Source organism: Flavobacterium acetivorans (assembly GCF_020911885.1).
Taxonomy (GTDB): Bacteria; Bacteroidota; Bacteroidia; order Flavobacteriales; family Flavobacteriaceae; genus Flavobacterium; species Flavobacterium acetivorans.
In genome coordinates this window covers 492,149-510,033 of sequence record NZ_CP087132.1, presented here as the reverse complement: position 1 = coordinate 510,033, position 17,885 = coordinate 492,149, and the positions used below count along the sequence as shown (strand labels likewise).

Annotated in this window: 8 protein-coding genes and 2 rRNA genes; 3 read left to right on the top strand and 7 right to left on the bottom strand. The window is 36.2% G+C overall.

The features are described 5' to 3' along the window. The first annotated feature begins 56 nt into the window (after window positions 1-56). Window positions 57-2,941, top strand: a 23S ribosomal RNA gene (locus tag LNP19_RS02280). A 173-nt stretch (window positions 2,942-3,114) separates the two neighbouring features. Beyond that, window positions 3,115-3,224 (top strand): 5S ribosomal RNA (gene rrf, locus LNP19_RS02275). A 122-nt stretch (window positions 3,225-3,346) separates the two neighbouring features. Here the strand turns inward: rrf and LNP19_RS02270 are convergent. The 7 genes from LNP19_RS02270 to LNP19_RS02240 form a co-directional block, all read right to left on the bottom strand. Further along, window positions 3,347-4,300 carry an ISAon1 family transposase gene (locus tag LNP19_RS02270; protein WP_428979040.1) on the bottom strand — a complete coding sequence of 318 codons (954 nt, stop codon included), beginning with the start codon at window positions 4,298-4,300 and terminating at the stop codon, window positions 3,347-3,349. A gap of 22 nt (window positions 4,301-4,322) precedes the next feature. After that, window positions 4,323-4,643, bottom strand: a complete 321-nt coding sequence (locus LNP19_RS02265; protein WP_230061469.1) for an ISAon1 family transposase N-terminal region protein — start codon at window positions 4,641-4,643, stop codon at window positions 4,323-4,325. Window positions 4,644-4,969: 326 nt separating this feature from the next. Then, complete coding sequence (locus LNP19_RS02260; RefSeq protein ID WP_230063158.1) at window positions 4,970-6,940, bottom strand: sialate O-acetylesterase; 1,971 nt, start codon at window positions 6,938-6,940, stop codon at window positions 4,970-4,972. Window positions 6,941-6,959: 19 nt separating this feature from the next. Beyond that, window positions 6,960-8,417: a glycoside hydrolase family 30 protein gene (locus LNP19_RS02255; protein ID WP_230063157.1), complete on the bottom strand. Its 1,458-nt coding sequence runs from the start codon at window positions 8,415-8,417 to the stop codon at window positions 6,960-6,962. 17 nt (window positions 8,418-8,434) lie between these two features. Beyond that, window positions 8,435-9,862 carry a glycoside hydrolase family 30 protein gene (locus LNP19_RS02250; RefSeq protein ID WP_230063156.1) on the bottom strand — a complete coding sequence of 476 codons (1,428 nt, stop codon included), beginning with the start codon at window positions 9,860-9,862 and terminating at the stop codon, window positions 8,435-8,437. A gap of 328 nt (window positions 9,863-10,190) precedes the next feature. Next, window positions 10,191-11,642, bottom strand: a complete 1,452-nt coding sequence (locus LNP19_RS02245) for a RagB/SusD family nutrient uptake outer membrane protein (RefSeq protein WP_230063155.1) — start codon at window positions 11,640-11,642, stop codon at window positions 10,191-10,193. Window positions 11,643-11,668: 26 nt separating this feature from the next. Then, entirely contained in the window at window positions 11,669-14,659 is a 2,991-nt protein-coding gene (locus tag LNP19_RS02240) for a SusC/RagA family TonB-linked outer membrane protein (RefSeq protein WP_230063154.1), read from the bottom strand. Between the two features lie 332 nt (window positions 14,660-14,991). Between LNP19_RS02240 and LNP19_RS02235 the strand changes: the two genes are divergently transcribed. Continuing rightward, the gene (locus LNP19_RS02235; RefSeq protein WP_230063153.1) at window positions 14,992-17,865 is read left to right on the top strand and encodes a triple tyrosine motif-containing protein; all 2,874 of its coding nucleotides are present in this window, start codon (window positions 14,992-14,994) and stop codon (window positions 17,863-17,865) included. Window positions 17,866-17,885: the final 20 nt, after the last annotated feature.

Genomic DNA, 17,885 nt, shown 5'->3' with positions numbered 1-17,885 from the left:
TACTATTAGTAGTAAAAGACAAACAAAAACGGTCTTAATTAATTTTAAGATTGGTACAATAAGCAAAATAAGGGCGTATGGGGGATGCCTTGGCTCTCAGAGGCGATGAAAGGCGTGATAAGCTGCGAAAAGCTACGGGGATGGGCACACACCAATTGATCCGTAGATACCTGAATGGGGCAACCCACTATGTTGAAGACATAGTACACCGATAGGTGGGCAAACCCGCTGAACTGAAACATCTAAGTAGGCGGAGGAGAAGAAAACAAAAGTGATTCCGTAAGTAGTGGCGAGCGAACGCGGATTAGCCCAAACCAATGTTGTTACGGCAATGTTGGGGTTGTAGGACCACGACATTTCTTGCACGAGGAACTAGAATCTACTGGAAAGTAGAACCATAGAGGGTGATAGTCCTGTATAGGTAACAAGTGTAAAGGATAGTGGTATCCTGAGTAGGGCGGGGCACGTGAAACCCTGTCTGAATTTGGCGGGACCATCCGCTAAGGCTAAATACTCCTGAGAGACCGATAGTGAACCAGTACCGTGAGGGAAAGGTGAAAAGAACCGTGAATAACGGAGTGAAATAGATCCTGAAACCATACGCTTACAAGCGGTCGGAGCCCTTTCGTGGGGTGACGGCGTGCCTTTTGCATAATGAGCCTACGAGTTAACGTTGCTGGCAAGGATAAGTGGTTAAGCCACGGATCCGTAGCGAAAGCGAGTCTGAATAGGGCGCTTTAGTCAGTAGTGTTAGACGCGAAACCGTGTGATCTACCCATGGACAGGTTGAAGCTGTGGTAACACACAGTGGAGGACCGAACCCGTTGACGTTGAAAAGTCTTGGGATGATCTGTGGGTAGGGGTGAAAGGCCAATCAAACTCGGAAATAGCTCGTACTCCCCGAAATGCATTTAGGTGCAGCGTTAGTTATAAAGTTATATAGAGGTAGAGCTACTGATTGGATGCGGGGGCTTCACCGCCTACCAATTCCTGACAAACTCCGAATGCTATATAATGTTCACTAACAGTGAGGGCTTGGGTGCTAAGGTCCAAGTCCGAGAGGGAAAGAACCCAGACCATCAGCTAAGGTCCCCAAATATATACTAAGTTGAAAGAACGCGGTTTGTCTGCATAGACAGCTAGGATGTTGGCTTGGAAGCAGCCATTCATTTAAAGAGTGCGTAACAGCTCACTAGTCGAGCGGACGAGCATGGATAATAATCGGGCATAAGTATATTACCGAAGCTATGGATTTACAATTTATTGTAAGTGGTAGGGGAGCATTCTAACAGGGTAGAAGGTGTGTTGTAAAGCATGCTGGACTGGTTAGAAAAGAAAATGTAGGCATAAGTAACGATAATGCGGGCGAGAAACCCGCACACCGAAAGACTAAGGTTTCCACAGCTATGCTAATCAGCTGTGGGTTAGTCGGGACCTAAGGCGAACCCGAAAGGGACAGTCGATGGCCAACGGGTTAATATTCCCGTACTACTGTTAACTGTGATGGGGTGACGGAGTGATGAAAGTGCCGCGAACTGACGGAATAGTTCGTTGAAGTACCTACCTATAAGACCCGCAGGCAAATCCACGGGTTTTGGGGAAATACGATAGTACTCGGCGTCTTCGGACAAAGAGATAGTGCACCTAAGGGCTTCCAAGAAAAACCTCTAAACTTCAGGTTAATAGTACCCGTACCGCAAACCGACACAGGTAGTCGAGATGAGAATTCTAAGGTGCTCGAGAGATTCATGGCTAAGGAATTAGGCAAAATAGACCCGTAACTTCGGGAGAAGGGTCGCCAGCAGCAATGCTGGCCGCAGTGAAGAGGTCCAGGCGACTGTTTATCAAAAACACAGGGCTCTGCAAAATCGTAAGATGAAGTATAGGGCCTGACACCTGCCCGGTGCTGGAAGGTTAAGAGGAGATGTTATCTTCGGAGAAGCATTGAATTGAAGCCCCAGTAAACGGCGGCCGTAACTATAACGGTCCTAAGGTAGCGAAATTCCTTGTCGGGTAAGTTCCGACCTGCACGAATGGTGTAACGATCTGGACACTGTCTCAGCCATGAGCTCGGTGAAATTGTAGTAACGGTGAAGATGCCGTTTACCCGCAGTGGGACGAAAAGACCCTGTGCACCTTTACTATAGCTTAGTATTGACCTTGGATAAATGATGTGTAGGATAGGTTGGAGACTGTGAAGTGGCGTCGCTAGGCGTTGTGGAGTCATTGTTGAAATACAACCCTTTGTTTATCTGAGGCCTAACCCCGCGATTGCGGGGGACATTGCTTGGTGGGTAGTTTGACTGGGGTGGTCGCCTCCAAAAGAGTAACGGAGGCTTCTAAAGGTTCCCTCAGTACGCTTGGTAACCGTGCGTAGAGTGCAATGGCATAAGGGAGCTTGACTGAGAGACATACAGGTCGATCAGGTACGAAAGTAGAGCATAGTGATCCGGTGGTTCCGCATGGAAGGGCCATCGCTCAAAGGATAAAAGGTACGCCGGGGATAACAGGCTGATCTCCCCCAAGAGCTCATATCGACGGGGGGGTTTGGCACCTCGATGTCGGCTCGTCACATCCTGGGGCTGGAGAAGGTCCCAAGGGTTGGGCTGTTCGCCCATTAAAGTGGCACGCGAGCTGGGTTCAGAACGTCGTGAGACAGTTCGGTCTCTATCTACTGTGGGCGCAAGAAATTTGAGTGGATCTGATTCTAGTACGAGAGGACCGAATTGGACAAACCTCTAGTGTATCTGTTGTCACGCCAGTGGCACTGCAGAGTAGCTACGTTTGGAAGGGATAAGCGCTGAAAGCATATAAGCGCGAAACCCACCACAAGATGAGATTTCTTTTAAGGATCGTGGGAGATGACCACGTTGATAGGCTATAGATGTAAAGGCAGTAATGTCATAGTCGAGTAGTACTAATAATCCGTAAGCTTATGTACACCCTTTTCCTCCCGAGCAATCGGGAGGGAGAAACTTTCTAAAAATAAATTTACTTTTCTTTATCTCAGTATGTTAAGATATTGCAGCAAAGCTGCGTTTAAAGTTTGAAGTTTAATGTTACAAGTTGTTAACTTGAAACTATAAAAACTTGAAACTCCTTAAACAATAATCTTAAGGTGGTTATTGCGGCGGGGCTCACCTCTTCCCATCCCGAACAGAGTAGTTAAGCCCGCCAGCGCAGATGGTACTGCAATTATGTGGGAGAGTATGTCGTCGCCTTTCTTTATCCTGAAATTGTTTCAGGATCTATGGAGCCCCAACCTGAAAAGGTTGGGGTTCTTTTTTTTACAACTACCCTCTCTCGCCTAACAGCTCGGTTTGGGGTCAATTGCAAAAGTTGGGGATTAGGCAAAAAGATTAGATAATCTGAACAAGAAGAAATCTATTTTCCTTACTCCTCTAAACTGACTTCTAAAGGCTTTTATTTTTGCATTGAAAGATTCAGCAGAAGCATTGGTACTTCTATTATCAAAGTAGTTTAAGATTGACCGGTAATTGAAAGTTATAGTATTGAGTAGAATATTGAAGTTTTTAAAACCAGATTCCTCTACATTCCTATACCAATGTGCTAGTTTAGTCATCGCAATGTGCTTGTCATTGTTGCTATTGTAGATACCTCGAAGTTGTTGGCTTAGATAATAGGCTGTTTTTATATCTGGATATAGTCCAAATAATAATTGAGCTCTTTCATTTTGATTCTCAGTCCATTTTTCGCGAGATTTATAAAGTGCATATCGACTCCTGGCTAATAGCTGTTTTACAGAGTCACCGTTAGCTAAGAGCTCCGGAATATAGGTTTGATTCTCTCTTTTGGCTTGCAATATCAATTGATTCTCAAAATCCATAGCCTCCCATCGATGTTTAATCCTAATCTCTTGTAAGGCTTCCAGTGCCAGTTTTTGGACATGAAATCTATCTGTTACCTGTGTGGCTTTAGGGAAACATCTTTTAGAGATCAATTTCATAGAATTAGCCATGTCAAGTGTTATTTCTTTGACACAGCTTCTCTTCTTGTAATCAATCTTTCTGATATGTTCTATGACTTTATCTGCCTTTGTTCCAGCAACAATGGCAACTAAGGAACCTTTTTTACCTTTGAACTTCTTGTTGGTTACAATAGTGTAAAGTTCACCCTGAGACAAAGCTACTTCGTCAATTGATAAATGGGTGCCCATATTTTCAGGGTAAACAATCCATTGATGTGCATGTTCTCGTGGAGCCCAAGCATTAAAGGAACTCAGGTGTTTTTTATATTGTCGTTGGAGTTTCTTTCCGTTGACTCCGAAGAAACCACCAATGGTGTGACAATCAGTAGCACTCTTATCTATTAATTTCTTTTAAAAAAGCCGCAAACTCTTGAGTCATGCGGGTTCCTTTAGCAACTAAATTCCAATCTCTTTTAAGAATTTCGCCTGTTGTCTTATTTGTCCAGCGACGTCTTTTTATATGTAGATATACATATTTACCTCTGAGAGGGAAATCCTGAATGGTTATCTCATCCTGAAAGCCCTTTGATACTAGTTCCAGTGTATCAAATTCTTTTGGAGGCTTGGCATTCTCTTCAAAATATAGGTGTACTATTTCTTCTGTGTTAGTAGAAGAAACCACTTCAAAGTGATCTACTAAAAAGTCAGGTAACATGAATTTTAAAAGGTCTATTGGGGGCATCTCTCATTCTTAAGATTGCAAATCTCTCAATTTATTTTGACATTTCCCCCCAGGTTTTGGGATTGATCCGAAATCTATTTTCCTTACTCCTCCACTGAAGACACAACACATAAAAAGAAAACACAAAGCTATTCGTACACCGAAATTATATTGATTCAATTGAGCGTTTTTTCTACTTTCTAATTTCATAACAGATACATTAACATTTAGTACCATAATGCTAGTTTTTTGAGCAGCGAAAACAGCTTACAGTTTGATTCACTTAAATAAAAATCATCATTTTAAATAATCGACAATTTTTAAGGTTTCATATTCTCTAATTTGTATTTCTCTTCTTTGGTAATTGTTTTCCAATCATCTGTTCTAAAAGGAATTGCCGGAAGTCCAGCCGAATTAAATAAATTATTATCTGATGCATCACCAACCCAACCAAAACGGACTGCCACAGGATTGGACACCTTTTCAGTACTAAGCACGACAGTATTGTTATCGATATACGCTTTTGCATTATAAAAAACACCATCAATAGCAGCTATTTCAAATCCTTTAACATCACCATCATTTGTTGCAATCAATCCATCAGCAATATCATTAAAAGAAACTACTACTTTGTCCTCTTTTATCTCAATTGTTTTATAACTTGGACTATTACAAACATTTTTTTTACCGTACAAATTATTCAAAGCTAATCCCGATAATCTATAACCTACATCTTGTTTATTCCTTGGATGTATATCATTAGGATTTCCAATATCTGTAGTAACCACCATAGCGGTATTTCTTAACTTCAAGGTGTTAAACTGCGCCTCCCTAAGCTCAGCCCATGGGCATCCTTCGTTACTATTACCCATTGTACCAAAAGTAGCTAATTGTACATAATAAAACGGAAAATCTCCTTGATTCCATTTAGATCTCCAATCATTTATCAATAAAGGGAATGCCTCATTATATTGAAATGCCCGACTCTCATTAGACTCTCCTTGATACCATAAAACTCCTTTTACAGCATAAGGGATTAATGGATTAATCATTGCATTAAAAGTTAAAGAAGGAAAATCATTTTCATTAACCCTAGCTTTAACCGATTCTATTTGATACTTCCAATTGCCATCTAAAGGAAAAGCAACATTTCCTAAAACCAGTTTTAAATCTTTAGAATCACCATAAATTCCACCATTAGATCCATTATCAACAACTCTAACGGCAATACTATTTTCTCCTTCTTTTAAAATTCCTTTGGGTATTTTATAATTTCGCACAACATCCCAACCTTCAGAATTCCCTATTTGAATCCCATTTACAAAGGCTATATCCTCATCATCGATTTTAGACAGATGCAAACTCGCATTTTCATGCAAATTATCTGCTGTTAAAAATACTTTTTTTCGCAACCAAACTACCCCATCGAAGCCTGGTAAGGTTTTACTTTCCCATGGTTCTGGTTGATAAAGCTCTGACCAAGAAGCATCGTTAAAAGCAGCATTCTTATACACATTCGCATCTAAATTCTCATCAAAGGCAAAACCCTGTAATTTTTCAATCTTCTCATATTCTTTTCTTATCTTCAATTTCAAAAGCGAATCCAAAGCTATTTTTGGCATTAAAGAAATCATTTCCTTAAACTCTTTGCTCCCTTCAAAACCATCTCTACCTATCCATGTTTCAATGTTTGTTCCTCCCCAAGAAGCATTAATCAGCCCTATTGGAACTTTTAATTCTTGATACATTTTTTTAGCAAAAAAATAACCAACTCCAGTAAAATCACCTACTGTAGTGGAATCACATATTTGCCAACCACTTGTTTTTAAATTACTTTGAGGAATAGCCTGAATTTCCTTATCAATTTTCATATGTCTAATAAAAAAATTATCTGCTGCTTCCATTACCTCCTTTGCCCCATCCGACTGCCTTACTGTCCATTCCATATTCGATTGACCCGAACAAATCCAAACCTCACCAACCATAACATTCTTAATACGAACCGTTTTTTTGGCCTTTACTGATAACGAATAAGGACCTCCAGCTTTTTCGGGTTCCAAATACAGAGTCCATTTTCCAGTTTTATCTGCTTTTACTTTTTTCTTTTGGTTATGAAAATGTACTTCAATATTATCATAAGGTCCAGCATTTCCCCATATAGGAATAGAAATGTCCCGTTGTAAAACCATGTTATCGGCAAAGAAATTTGGCATTGAAATCTGCGATCTAATGGGATAAAACACCAATAACATCACTACCAAAGACCAACTATTGACTTTATTTTTTAGCATTTTTTATTTTTTTTCAAAATTAATACACTAAAGTTTGGATTGCATGAGGCAAAATCGAAACTTCGGTTGCTTTTGTCCCAATACATAAATTATACTTCAAACTCTTATCTGTTTTATTCATAACAACGGTCACTACTTTACCATTTTCATTTAAAAAAGAAGTTGTTAATAAAAAACTTTGACTAGACACACTACTGATTCTTTTTGCGTTTTTCCCAATAAACTTAGAAAAATGTCCAATGAAATAATAGGAAGGCGTATAGATTAGCTCACCCGTTTTTGTGTTTCCATGTATTGGAGCGAAACAAAAATTCCCCACATGATTTGGACCTCCATTTTCATCCAACAGGACATTCCAGTCTGTCCAAGCTACAGTACCGTTATTAAAATCATGGATCATGGATTCTCCGTAACGCTCCCCATTTGCCCAAAGTTGCAGTTTTTTATCATCAAATTTCTCTACACAACCTTCGGTAAAAATGAGATTCTTATCCGGATACATTTCATGTACTTTTCCAACATTATCAAACATTGAATCTCCACCACTCCAGCTTTCATACCAGTGAAAGCCAATTCCCCAAACATACTTACTAGCTTCAGGATCATCCAAAATCACATTTGCTCTTTGAGCTATTAGGTCTCTATTATGGTCCCAAACCGTAATTTTTTTATCTCCAAATCCAGCTTTCTTTAGTGTTGGTCCAAGATGATTTTTTAGAAAATCACGTTCTTCTTCTGCTGTATAAATACATGACTCCCAAGTTTGCTTAGCCATTGGCTCATTTTGAATTGTTAACCCCCAAACCGGAATGCCTTCTTTCTGATAGCTGTCAATAAATTTCACATAATAATTTGCCCAAGATTGATAAAATTCCGGCAATAATCTTCCTCCTCTGAGCATATTTTTAGTGTCTTTCATAAAAGCTGGTGGACTCCATGGACTTACATAAAATATAGCTTTACCGCCAGCAGTTGCCATTGCTTTTTTTATCAATGGAATTCTAAATTCTCTATCATGATCGATATTGAACGTTTTTAATGCCGCATCACCTTCATCTATATAAGTATAACTTCCTGAACTAAAATCACAACTATGAATGTTAGTCCTGATCACAGAATACCCAATTCCTTTTTCTTTATCATAATAAGCATTCAAAAATTCTTGTTGACTTTCTTTAGATAATTTTGCAAATACCTCAGCACTTGCATCAGTGATAGCACCACCGATCCCTAGGAATGTTTGAAACATCTTCTTCGGATTTACAAACACACACAATTGGGTTTCTAACGGTTGATTTAAATCTGTAAATTGTAAATTATCTGTTTCTGATAATCTTAAACTGCTATTGTCTGCAGAGGTAAAAACGGTAACTTTTCTATCCTTTGTAGAAAAAGATGCCGATTTTGTTTTATTTTTTTGTTGAGCTAAGGCTAAAAAAGACACCGCCAAAAGTGCTGTTGTGATTATTTTTTTCATGATTGTATTTTATCTTTTTACCAAACGTATGTTGCTACCGATCCTCCATCTAATGAAGTAGTAATCCATTTTCCATTGTATTTAATATTAAACAACTCTGTTCTATCTCTATCGTTTTCCACAACTAACACTTTTTTACCATCAGGAGTTTTAAAAGCCACATTATATAAATTACTATTTAGATTAGTTGCTATTCTAACAGAGCCTGCTGGCACAAACTTAGAAACATGCGCAATGATATAATAGGCTACATTTCGAGTGAAACTGTTGCTCCCATTTATCGTTAAAGCTCCTTTACACGTCGTACATCCACCGGGAGTATTCGGACCAAAGGAAACATCACTAGCTAAATTCCATTCTAATGCTGTTTTACTCCAATTGCGCATGGAACCAATAATTACATTTTTTAAATGCCACTTTAAATCGCCATTGAAAGTTCCGGTTGAAGCGGTATATTGCTCAGTGAAATAGACATTTTTATCTGGAAAAGCATTATGAACTGTAGATAGTGCACTAATGTCGCCTTCGTACAAATGAAAAGCAGAGCCATCAACAAAAGAGCGGGCAGCGGGATCCTTCAAGATAGCAATAGGGTATTCGGGTTTGTTGCAATTATGGTCATAAATTACAATTTTAGTTTTCAGATTTGCTGTTTGAAAAGCAGGGCCTAAGTGATTTTTTATAAACTCAGCCTGTTGTAACGCTTCCATCAACAAACTAGGATTATTTCCGGGATGCAAAGGTTCGTTTTGTGGTGTAATGGCATCTATAGTGATTCCTTCTGCTTTCATTTCTTGGATGTATTTCACAAAGTACTGAGCATAAACGCGATAATACTTTGACAATAAACTCCCACCTATAAAACTATTGTTATCCTTCATCCAAACAGGCGGAGACCAAGGAACCGCCATGATTTTTATATCAGGATTGATTTTCAATATTTCTTTTAACATGGGTATAACATCATCCCTATTTGGAGCTAAACTAAAACTTTCCAGATTAACGTCTGTTTGTCCATTTGGCAAATCATTATAGGTAAAAGGAATCGCATCCAAATCAGAGGCCCCGATACTAATCCTCAAATAACTAACAGAGATTGAGCTATCATTTTTACCAAACAACTCCTGCAGTAATTCGGTTCTCTTTTGGGAATTCAATTGGTTTATAACCTGGGCACTTCCTCCGGTTAAAGTATAACCAAAACCATCGATAGTCTGAAAAGTTTTGGATTCATCAACTTCAATGTTGGGATATGTATTAGACCTTGTACCAAATGCCAAAGCTGTCGATTGTTTTTGCAGAGTTACACTCTGATCCCCTTTAGTCAACCAAAAGTCTACCTGATTTGCAATTGTAGGTAAATCCGGTGTGGAACGAGCAATCTCATTTGATGAAGAACAATTCAAAAACAAGAAGGGCAGAGTTAATAAATAGAGAAATTTCATAGTGTGTTTTTTATATTATTGCTGTTTTTATTTAAAGTCTATTTCCATATCAACAGGCAAATGATCCGAAGGCATCTCAAATCTTTTGAGTTGCTCAAGATGGTTTGTTTTTTTACTTTTAAAATGATTTTTTATTCCTTCGCCTTTTTTAGAAAAAAAAACAACTGTGCATCAGTATAAAATTTAATGTGATTTAAAAATAAAAACATCTATTTAAAATCCTAACCTAATTTCACACATAAACACAAACGAAAAATAAGGTACAAAATCAATGCATTAAGTGTAAAAAAACAAAAGCCTGTAAAACAAAAACAGGCTTTTAAAAACATTAATATCCCGGATTTTGCGTTAACAATGCATTCGCATCTAATTTATCTTGAGGAATAGGCCATAAAAGTCTATTTTGATTAATATTTGTTGCAGTAGGTAATATATTTCCATTACCATCTTTTTGTTTCGATAATACTTCAACTGCTTTACCCATTCGCTTAAGATCAAACCAACGATCGCCTTCAAACGCTAGTTCCATTAATCTTTCTTCAAGAATAACATCAATAGCCTCAGATTGGCTTGAAGCATCAACTGTAGCAATTCCCGCTCTGGATCTCACTTGATTTACCAAAGCGATGGCCTGACTAATATTTCCTAAACTAGCCTGAGCTTCAGCTTTTAGCAATAAAACATCTGCTAATCGGGCAAGATAGAAATTTTGATTCCCATTAGTTTCCCTCATCTTATAAGCAAAAGGATAGTCTACTGATGGCCAATAGCTGTCAGACCAACCTACATTTGCTCTTGTAATAGTTGAAGCTAATCTTTGAGCGTCTCCATTATTTGCAAAAGCCTCTACTAAAGTATGTGATGGAGCATTAAATTTTTTCCAGTCTGTTCCTAAAAACATGAAAGTATTCCAAGCTCCAATTGGACTACTCCATCCGTTTCCATTAACTTCCCAAATTGATTCAGCATTCCCTTCATGAGCACTATCAAAGAGATGATCAAAAGTTGGTAAAAGTGTATATCCTCCACCAATAACCACATCAGAATATTGAATCACTTTTGCCCAATCAGGATTTGGCATCGTAGCATATACCTTTGCAAGGAGCGCATTGGCGGCCATTTTGTTGGCTTTAAATTTATTAGAAGCATCCGGTGCTTTTTCAATAGCGACTTGACAATCGGCAATGATTTGTGCATATACTTCGGAAACCGGTTTTCTTGTTGGAAATAGCGCATTAAATGCGGCGTCAAAATTAGCACTGGAAATTGAGAAAATTGCTTCTTTGGCAATAGGGCAATCCCCCCATAATTGAACAGCTTGAAAATGATTCAGGGCTCTAATCAATGAAGCTTCACCAATCATTTCGTTTTTACGGGTTGCACTTAAATCTGATGCTTGGTCAACAAAATTAATTACTATGTTACAAGTATTAATACTGTTATAAATATCATTCCAATCGCCTTTCATTTGAGAATTGGTAGATAGCATCTGGTACGCTTCATATTGAAAAACAGCCGGATTATCAGCTCCAATATAAGCATTATCAGATTGCCCGTCCCCAATCAAGAAATAATCTAATTGCCAATAACCCGATCCAAAAGTTCCATATACTGCATTCATCCTAGATTCAGCATTTGCTGCATCTTTTATTACAATACCACTATTTAAAGAAGTTGCTTCTTCTGTTATTGGTTCTGTATCTAAGTAATTTGAACAGGATGTCAAAAACAACATCATCACTGCCGCGAATATTTTTAAATAATTTTCAAATAATTTCATAACTATATCGTATTTATATTTTAGAATTAAAAATTGGCTTTTAGTCCAATAATAAAAGTTTTAACTTGAGGATATGTTCCTAAATCAATCCCTTGACCAATTCCTGTAGCATTATTAAATGCTCCTACTTCTGGGTCAAAACCTTTATAGTTAGTTATTGTATATAGATTTTGCCCAGTTAGATATAATTTTATTGAATTTAATTTCCAATTTTCCAATTTAAATTGATATCCAAGCGTAACGGCTTTCAATCGGATGTATGAACCATCTTCCACAAATCGGTCAGAAACGTGCAAAGCACTTGCATCGTTGGCTTTTGGAACATCCGTAATTTGACCCGAAGCAGTCCATCTATTCAAAACTTCGGTTGATTGATTGTTATAATTACTCATCAACGTCAAATCCATTCTTGAGGCATTAAAGACATCTCCGCCTTGTGAACCTGTGATTAAAGCGTCTAAGCTGAATCCTTTATAACTAAAATTATTACTCAAACCAAAGGTGAAATCCGGATTAGGATTCCCTATATTAGTTCTGTCATCTGGTGTTATACTTCCGTCCCCATTCATATCCTTGTATAATAATTCCCCTGTCGCAGGACTTACTTTGTCTACTTTGTAGCCGTAAAAACTTCCTAAAGAACTTCCTTCAGTTAATAGAATTACACTTTCTCCAACAGAAGTTAAATTTTGAAATGGCATTTTTTTAAGTAAGCCTAATTTAACCACTTTATTATCGTTGAAAGAAATATTAAAATTAGAATTCCATTTAAAATCGCCTGTGAAGTTTACCGTATTTAAACCTAATTCTAATCCTTTGTTTTCAATTTCACCGGCATTGTAATAATATGGTTTTGAAAAACCTGGAAAATAGATAATTTGGAGCAAATCTTTTGTGTTCTTTTTGTACACATCTGCCGTAAATTTGATTCTATTATTGAATAACCCCAGATCCAATCCCAGGTTAATATCAGTAGCTGTTTCCCATTTCAAATCAGGGTTACCTATTTGATCTAATGTTGTAGCATTGGTCGAAGGATTTGTATAATTCAGATCAAAGCTTGAATAAGCTGGTAATCCGGATAAATTACCCGTTTTTCCCCAACCACCTCTAAGCTTTAATTCACTAATCGTACTTGCGTCTTTCAAGAAATCTTCATTGGAAACAATCCAAGCGGCAGAAACTGCTGGAAAAAAACCCCATTTATTATCTTTTGCTAATTGAGAAGCACCACTTTGTCTGAATACTCCATTCAGAATGTATTTATTTTTAATGTTATAAGTAGCTCTTCCAAAATAAGAAAGACTTCTTACCTCGTTTTCCCTATTTTCAAAAAATTGATTTTTAGCAGCATCAAAATCATAGCTAGTTTGATCAATAGAAAACCCAGTTCCAGAATTTGCAGCTTTCGTATAGCTATTTTTCTGCATTGACATCCCCGCTAATAAGTTTAGTTCAGAATCATCAAATTTCAATATATAGCTTAAAGTGTTTTCAAAATTCAGATTATTATTGTTCACTATCGTATTACTACCTCTTCCCTTATCAGAATTAGGGTTATTGTCTCCATTTCTTCCCCACACATTACTATATGGATCAACAAACTGAACATTATAAGATCTAGTATAATCTAACGACAGCATTGGCTTCCAAAGCAAATTGTGTAAAATATTAACATCAAAACTAATACTGCTTAAATATCTATTGACAGCTGTAGTGTTTTGTCTTGACAATAATGAAACTGGATTTTCCCAGCCTGATTGATACGGATTTTCGGCATACTGACCATCTTTATAACCATCTTTATAAGATCCGTCAGTATTTGTTTCTCTAACTTTCAATTGAGAGCCAAAAATAGGTAAAAATGAAGGCGTAACTAAAGCACTCATCACAGCACCACCTTGTCCTACACTATTATTATCACTAATATATGAGCCATCCGATTGAATAACATTCATGCTAACATCGGTTTTCAACCAAGAATAAAGATTGGCATTCACATTTATTTTTCCTGAAAATCTGTTATATTTTGATGGATTTATTATCCCTTCTATCATCTGATATCCTAAAGCCCCATAGAATTTTATTTTATCAGTACCTCCAGCATAAGAAAAATTATAATTCTGATCAATTCCGGTTCTCAAAATTTCGTCTTGCCAATTGGTATTTATACCTACGTATCTTGCATCATTTGCAGTTGTTAAGTAACTTGGATTAATTTCATTTAGCAATGTTTTATAATCTGTCAAATTTAAAACATCTACATTGCTAACTGCTTTTGACAAACCCAAATAAGAACTAAACTGAAAATCATTCTTATTTGATTTTCCTCTTTTAGTTGTAATAATCACAACACCAGCTGAACCATTAACCCCGTAAATGGCGGTTGCGGTGGCATCCTTTAAAATGGATAAATCCACAATATCTTCTGTGTTTAAACCAGAAATATCTTTTGTCTGAATTCCATCTACAACATATAAAGGTGAGTTTTCAGAATTGATCGAGCTCAGTCCTCTAATCCTTACATCAAAACTTGCTCCTGGTTTTCCTGAAGTTTGAATAACATTTACCCCTGCTGCATTACCTTGCATTGCTTGAGCAACAGATGAAATAGGGCGATCTTCAAATGCATCTGACTTAACCGTAGAAACTGCATTTGTCGAATTCTTCTTCTTCTGAGTTCCATAACCTACATTGATCACAACCTCTTGTAAGGATTGTGACTCGGCTTGAAGCCTTGCATTGATGACAGTTCTCCCGTTAATGCTTTCCATAATGGAAGTATACCCCATGTAACTAAATACCAAAGAACTGCCAGAAGCAGCCTTTATTTTATAATTCCCTTCTCTATCCGAAGTTGTTCCCTTAGAGCTTCCTTTGATTAGAATGACTACTCCTTCAATGGGTAATCCGCTCTCGTCATATACTTTTCCGCTTACAGTGAGCTCTTGTGCTTGTGAGTAAACTGAAAATAGAATAGATAAAAGACAAAAAATAAATGATTTTGTAAATTTCATATTTCTAAGAATTTTGGTTAATTAATTAGTAATTCAAAGCAATATTATTACATTTATTTTTAATTCCATTTTTTATTTTTATTACAAAAACACATCAAAACAAATTTCAACACTAAACAAAAACACATCAATTAAAAATTAAATAACTATAAATCAATTATTTACAAATTAAAAAAACATGTTATTAAAATGTTAATAAAAAAACAAACACTACATTTATAAAAAAAACATACTTTAGTGTTAATTCCCAGACACTTTAAAAAAATAAAGCCATCATTAAACGATAAAAACTAATTTAAGTACTAATCCGTATCTCATTTTTCAATTCAGCTATGACATTAAAAAAACTTATTCTTTATTTTTCTTTTCTTTTAATTCCGTTGCCAACATTGGTCTGCCAAGTAAAAAATATTGGCTTACCTGAAGTAAGAAATTATAAAAGAACTGATTATAAAGGCGAGCCACAAAATTGGAATATTGACCAAGACAAAAATGGCAACTTGTATTTTGCCAATGGAAAAGGCTTACTACAATTTGACGGTTCTACATGGCGCAAATACACATTACCAAATTCAGGTTTGATAAGAAGTTTTAAAATTGATAAAACCGGTAAAATTTTCGTTGGAAGTTACAGTGAATTTGGGTATTTCAAACCCGACTCAAAGGGAAAGCTAAACTATTATTCTTTGTCCAAATTAATAAAAAAGACCCCTACTAAAATAATAGATATCATCTGGAAAATACACATCCATAAGGAATCCGTGATTTTCCAGTCCTTTGCCAGAGCCTATATCCTCAGGAATAACAAACTAGAGATACTAGATGCCCCTAACCGATTCCAATTTTCATTTCATGTAGACGACAGAATCTATTTTCAAGATATTGAAAAAGGCATTCTTGAATATAAAAATGGAAATCTCTATCCATTACCGGGAACAACTCTTCTAAATAATAGTGAAATTTGGGGAATCCTTCCTCTTCCAGACAACAAACTATTAATTACAACACTAGAGAAAGGCCTCTTCCTGTATGACTTCAAAAAAATTATTCCATGGAATACTGATGCCAACACTTTTATTAAAAAAAACAGCTCTTTAGGAGGCACTGTGATCAAAGACAAATTCATTGTTCTCAATTCTGTCCTAAATGGAGTCATCATCTGTGATACTAAAGGTAAAATAGTACAACATATCAATCATAAAAAAGGACTTCAAAACAATACTGTGCTCTCTTCTTTTGTAGACAGCAAAAACAATTTATGGTTAGGTCTTGATAACGGCATAGCGTTTTTAAATGAGAATTCTCCTTTTACCTATTTCGGATTCAGCTACGACATCAGTACCGTTTACGCATCAGTGATACACAAGGGCAATCTTTATGTTGCCACTAACAGAGGTCTTTTTTATCATTCTTGGCATACTCCGTTCATGGAAAAAAATTTCGAGCTTGTAGAAGGCACAATAGGACAAACATGGGGTATACGAGTTATTGACAATGAATTATTATGCGCCAATAATAGAGGAGCATTAGTCATTGAAGGGGGAAAAGCAGTTAAAACACTAGACAACAAAGGATATTTGGATTTCAAAAAAATCCCGAATCTCTCTAATTATATGATTGCCTCAAATTATAATGGCTATGCCGTATTTAAAAAAACATCAAACGGCTGGCAATATCAAAACCAAATAAAAGGGTTTGATAAATCATCTAACAATTTTGAACTAGACAGCTCCACTTTATGGTTCAAAAAAGATGAATTAGTTTATCAAATGATCTTATCATCAGATTTAAAAAAATTTGAATCTATCAAAACCCATCAAAACATATCAAATGACGTCAAAGGCATTGGAAGTATTCAACGTATAAAAAATACTGTCTATTTTCAAACTGACAATCATTTTTACAAATATTCAAAAGAACAAGAGTCATTTTTTTTAGACAAAAAAATGTCATTACTTTTCAAAAATATTCCTCGAATCAATTCCTTAACTGAAGACACTTATGGCAACTACTGGTATATCTTTAATGAATCTCTGGGGGCATTAATGAAGCATGAAAATGGAAGTTACAGAAACGTTGTTGCACCATTTTTTAATCTTACCGGAAACTTGGTCCACAACTATACTTCGATCAACGCCATAGATCCCAAAAACATTTTTATAGGTTTAACAGACGGTCTAGCACATTATGACTCTACACTGCCAAATAATTTTGTTACTAAGCCTAACGCTTTTATAAGAAGTTTTCACTTCACAGGCGAGGAACTAATTTTAGAAAATGGACAAAGTAAAATTGAAAAATATAAAATTCCGTACGCTTCTAATCATGTAAAATTTACTTTTTCATCACCTACTTATGAAAATCTTGAAAATGTGGAATTCTCGTATAAACTAGAAGGATTCGATGAGGCGTGGAGCAATTGGTCTACCGTTTCGATGAAAGAATACACTTATCTAAAAGAAGGAGACTACAAAATGAAAGTAAAAGTCAGAAATAGCTACGGGATTCAATCTGAAGAAACCACGGTCGCATTTACCATTTCGCCACCATGGTACAGGCATTTCTTAGCTTATATTCTATACTTCTTCATTGTTGTAGCAAGCATCTATTTTATACGTGAAAGAATTAAAATTAAAATTCGAAAAAACAAATACTACGAAACCCTCGAACAACGAAGATTGTATTTAGAAAAAGAATCAAAAATCAGACAGGAACAATATGACTTAGAAAAAGAAATTGAAAAATTGAAGAATGACAAACTTCAAATTAAAATCCTGGCAAAAGACAAAGAATTAGTGAGCAGCTCTTTGCAAGTAGCTAAAAAGAATAAAATTTTCAATGGTATCATCAATAACCTGAAAGAAATTAATACTGACTCTTTTGATGAAAACACAAAATTTAAGTTCACTAAATTAAATAAAAGCATTGTCAAAGAAGTAAATACGGATAAAAGCTGGAAAGATTTAGAAAAACACATCAAAAATGTACATTTTGACTTTCTCAAAAGATTAAAAGAAAAATATCCTACAATATCTCCACGAGAAATGGATCTGTCGACCTATTTATTAATGAACATGTCTACAAAGGAGATTGCTGAGATTATGAATATTTCAAGCGGAGGTGTAGAACTAGCCCGATACAGATTGAGAAAAAAACTAGAACTTAATAAAAAAGAGAATCTCGTGGGCTTTTTGATGAGTATTTAAAAAAACAAAAAAGCCATCAA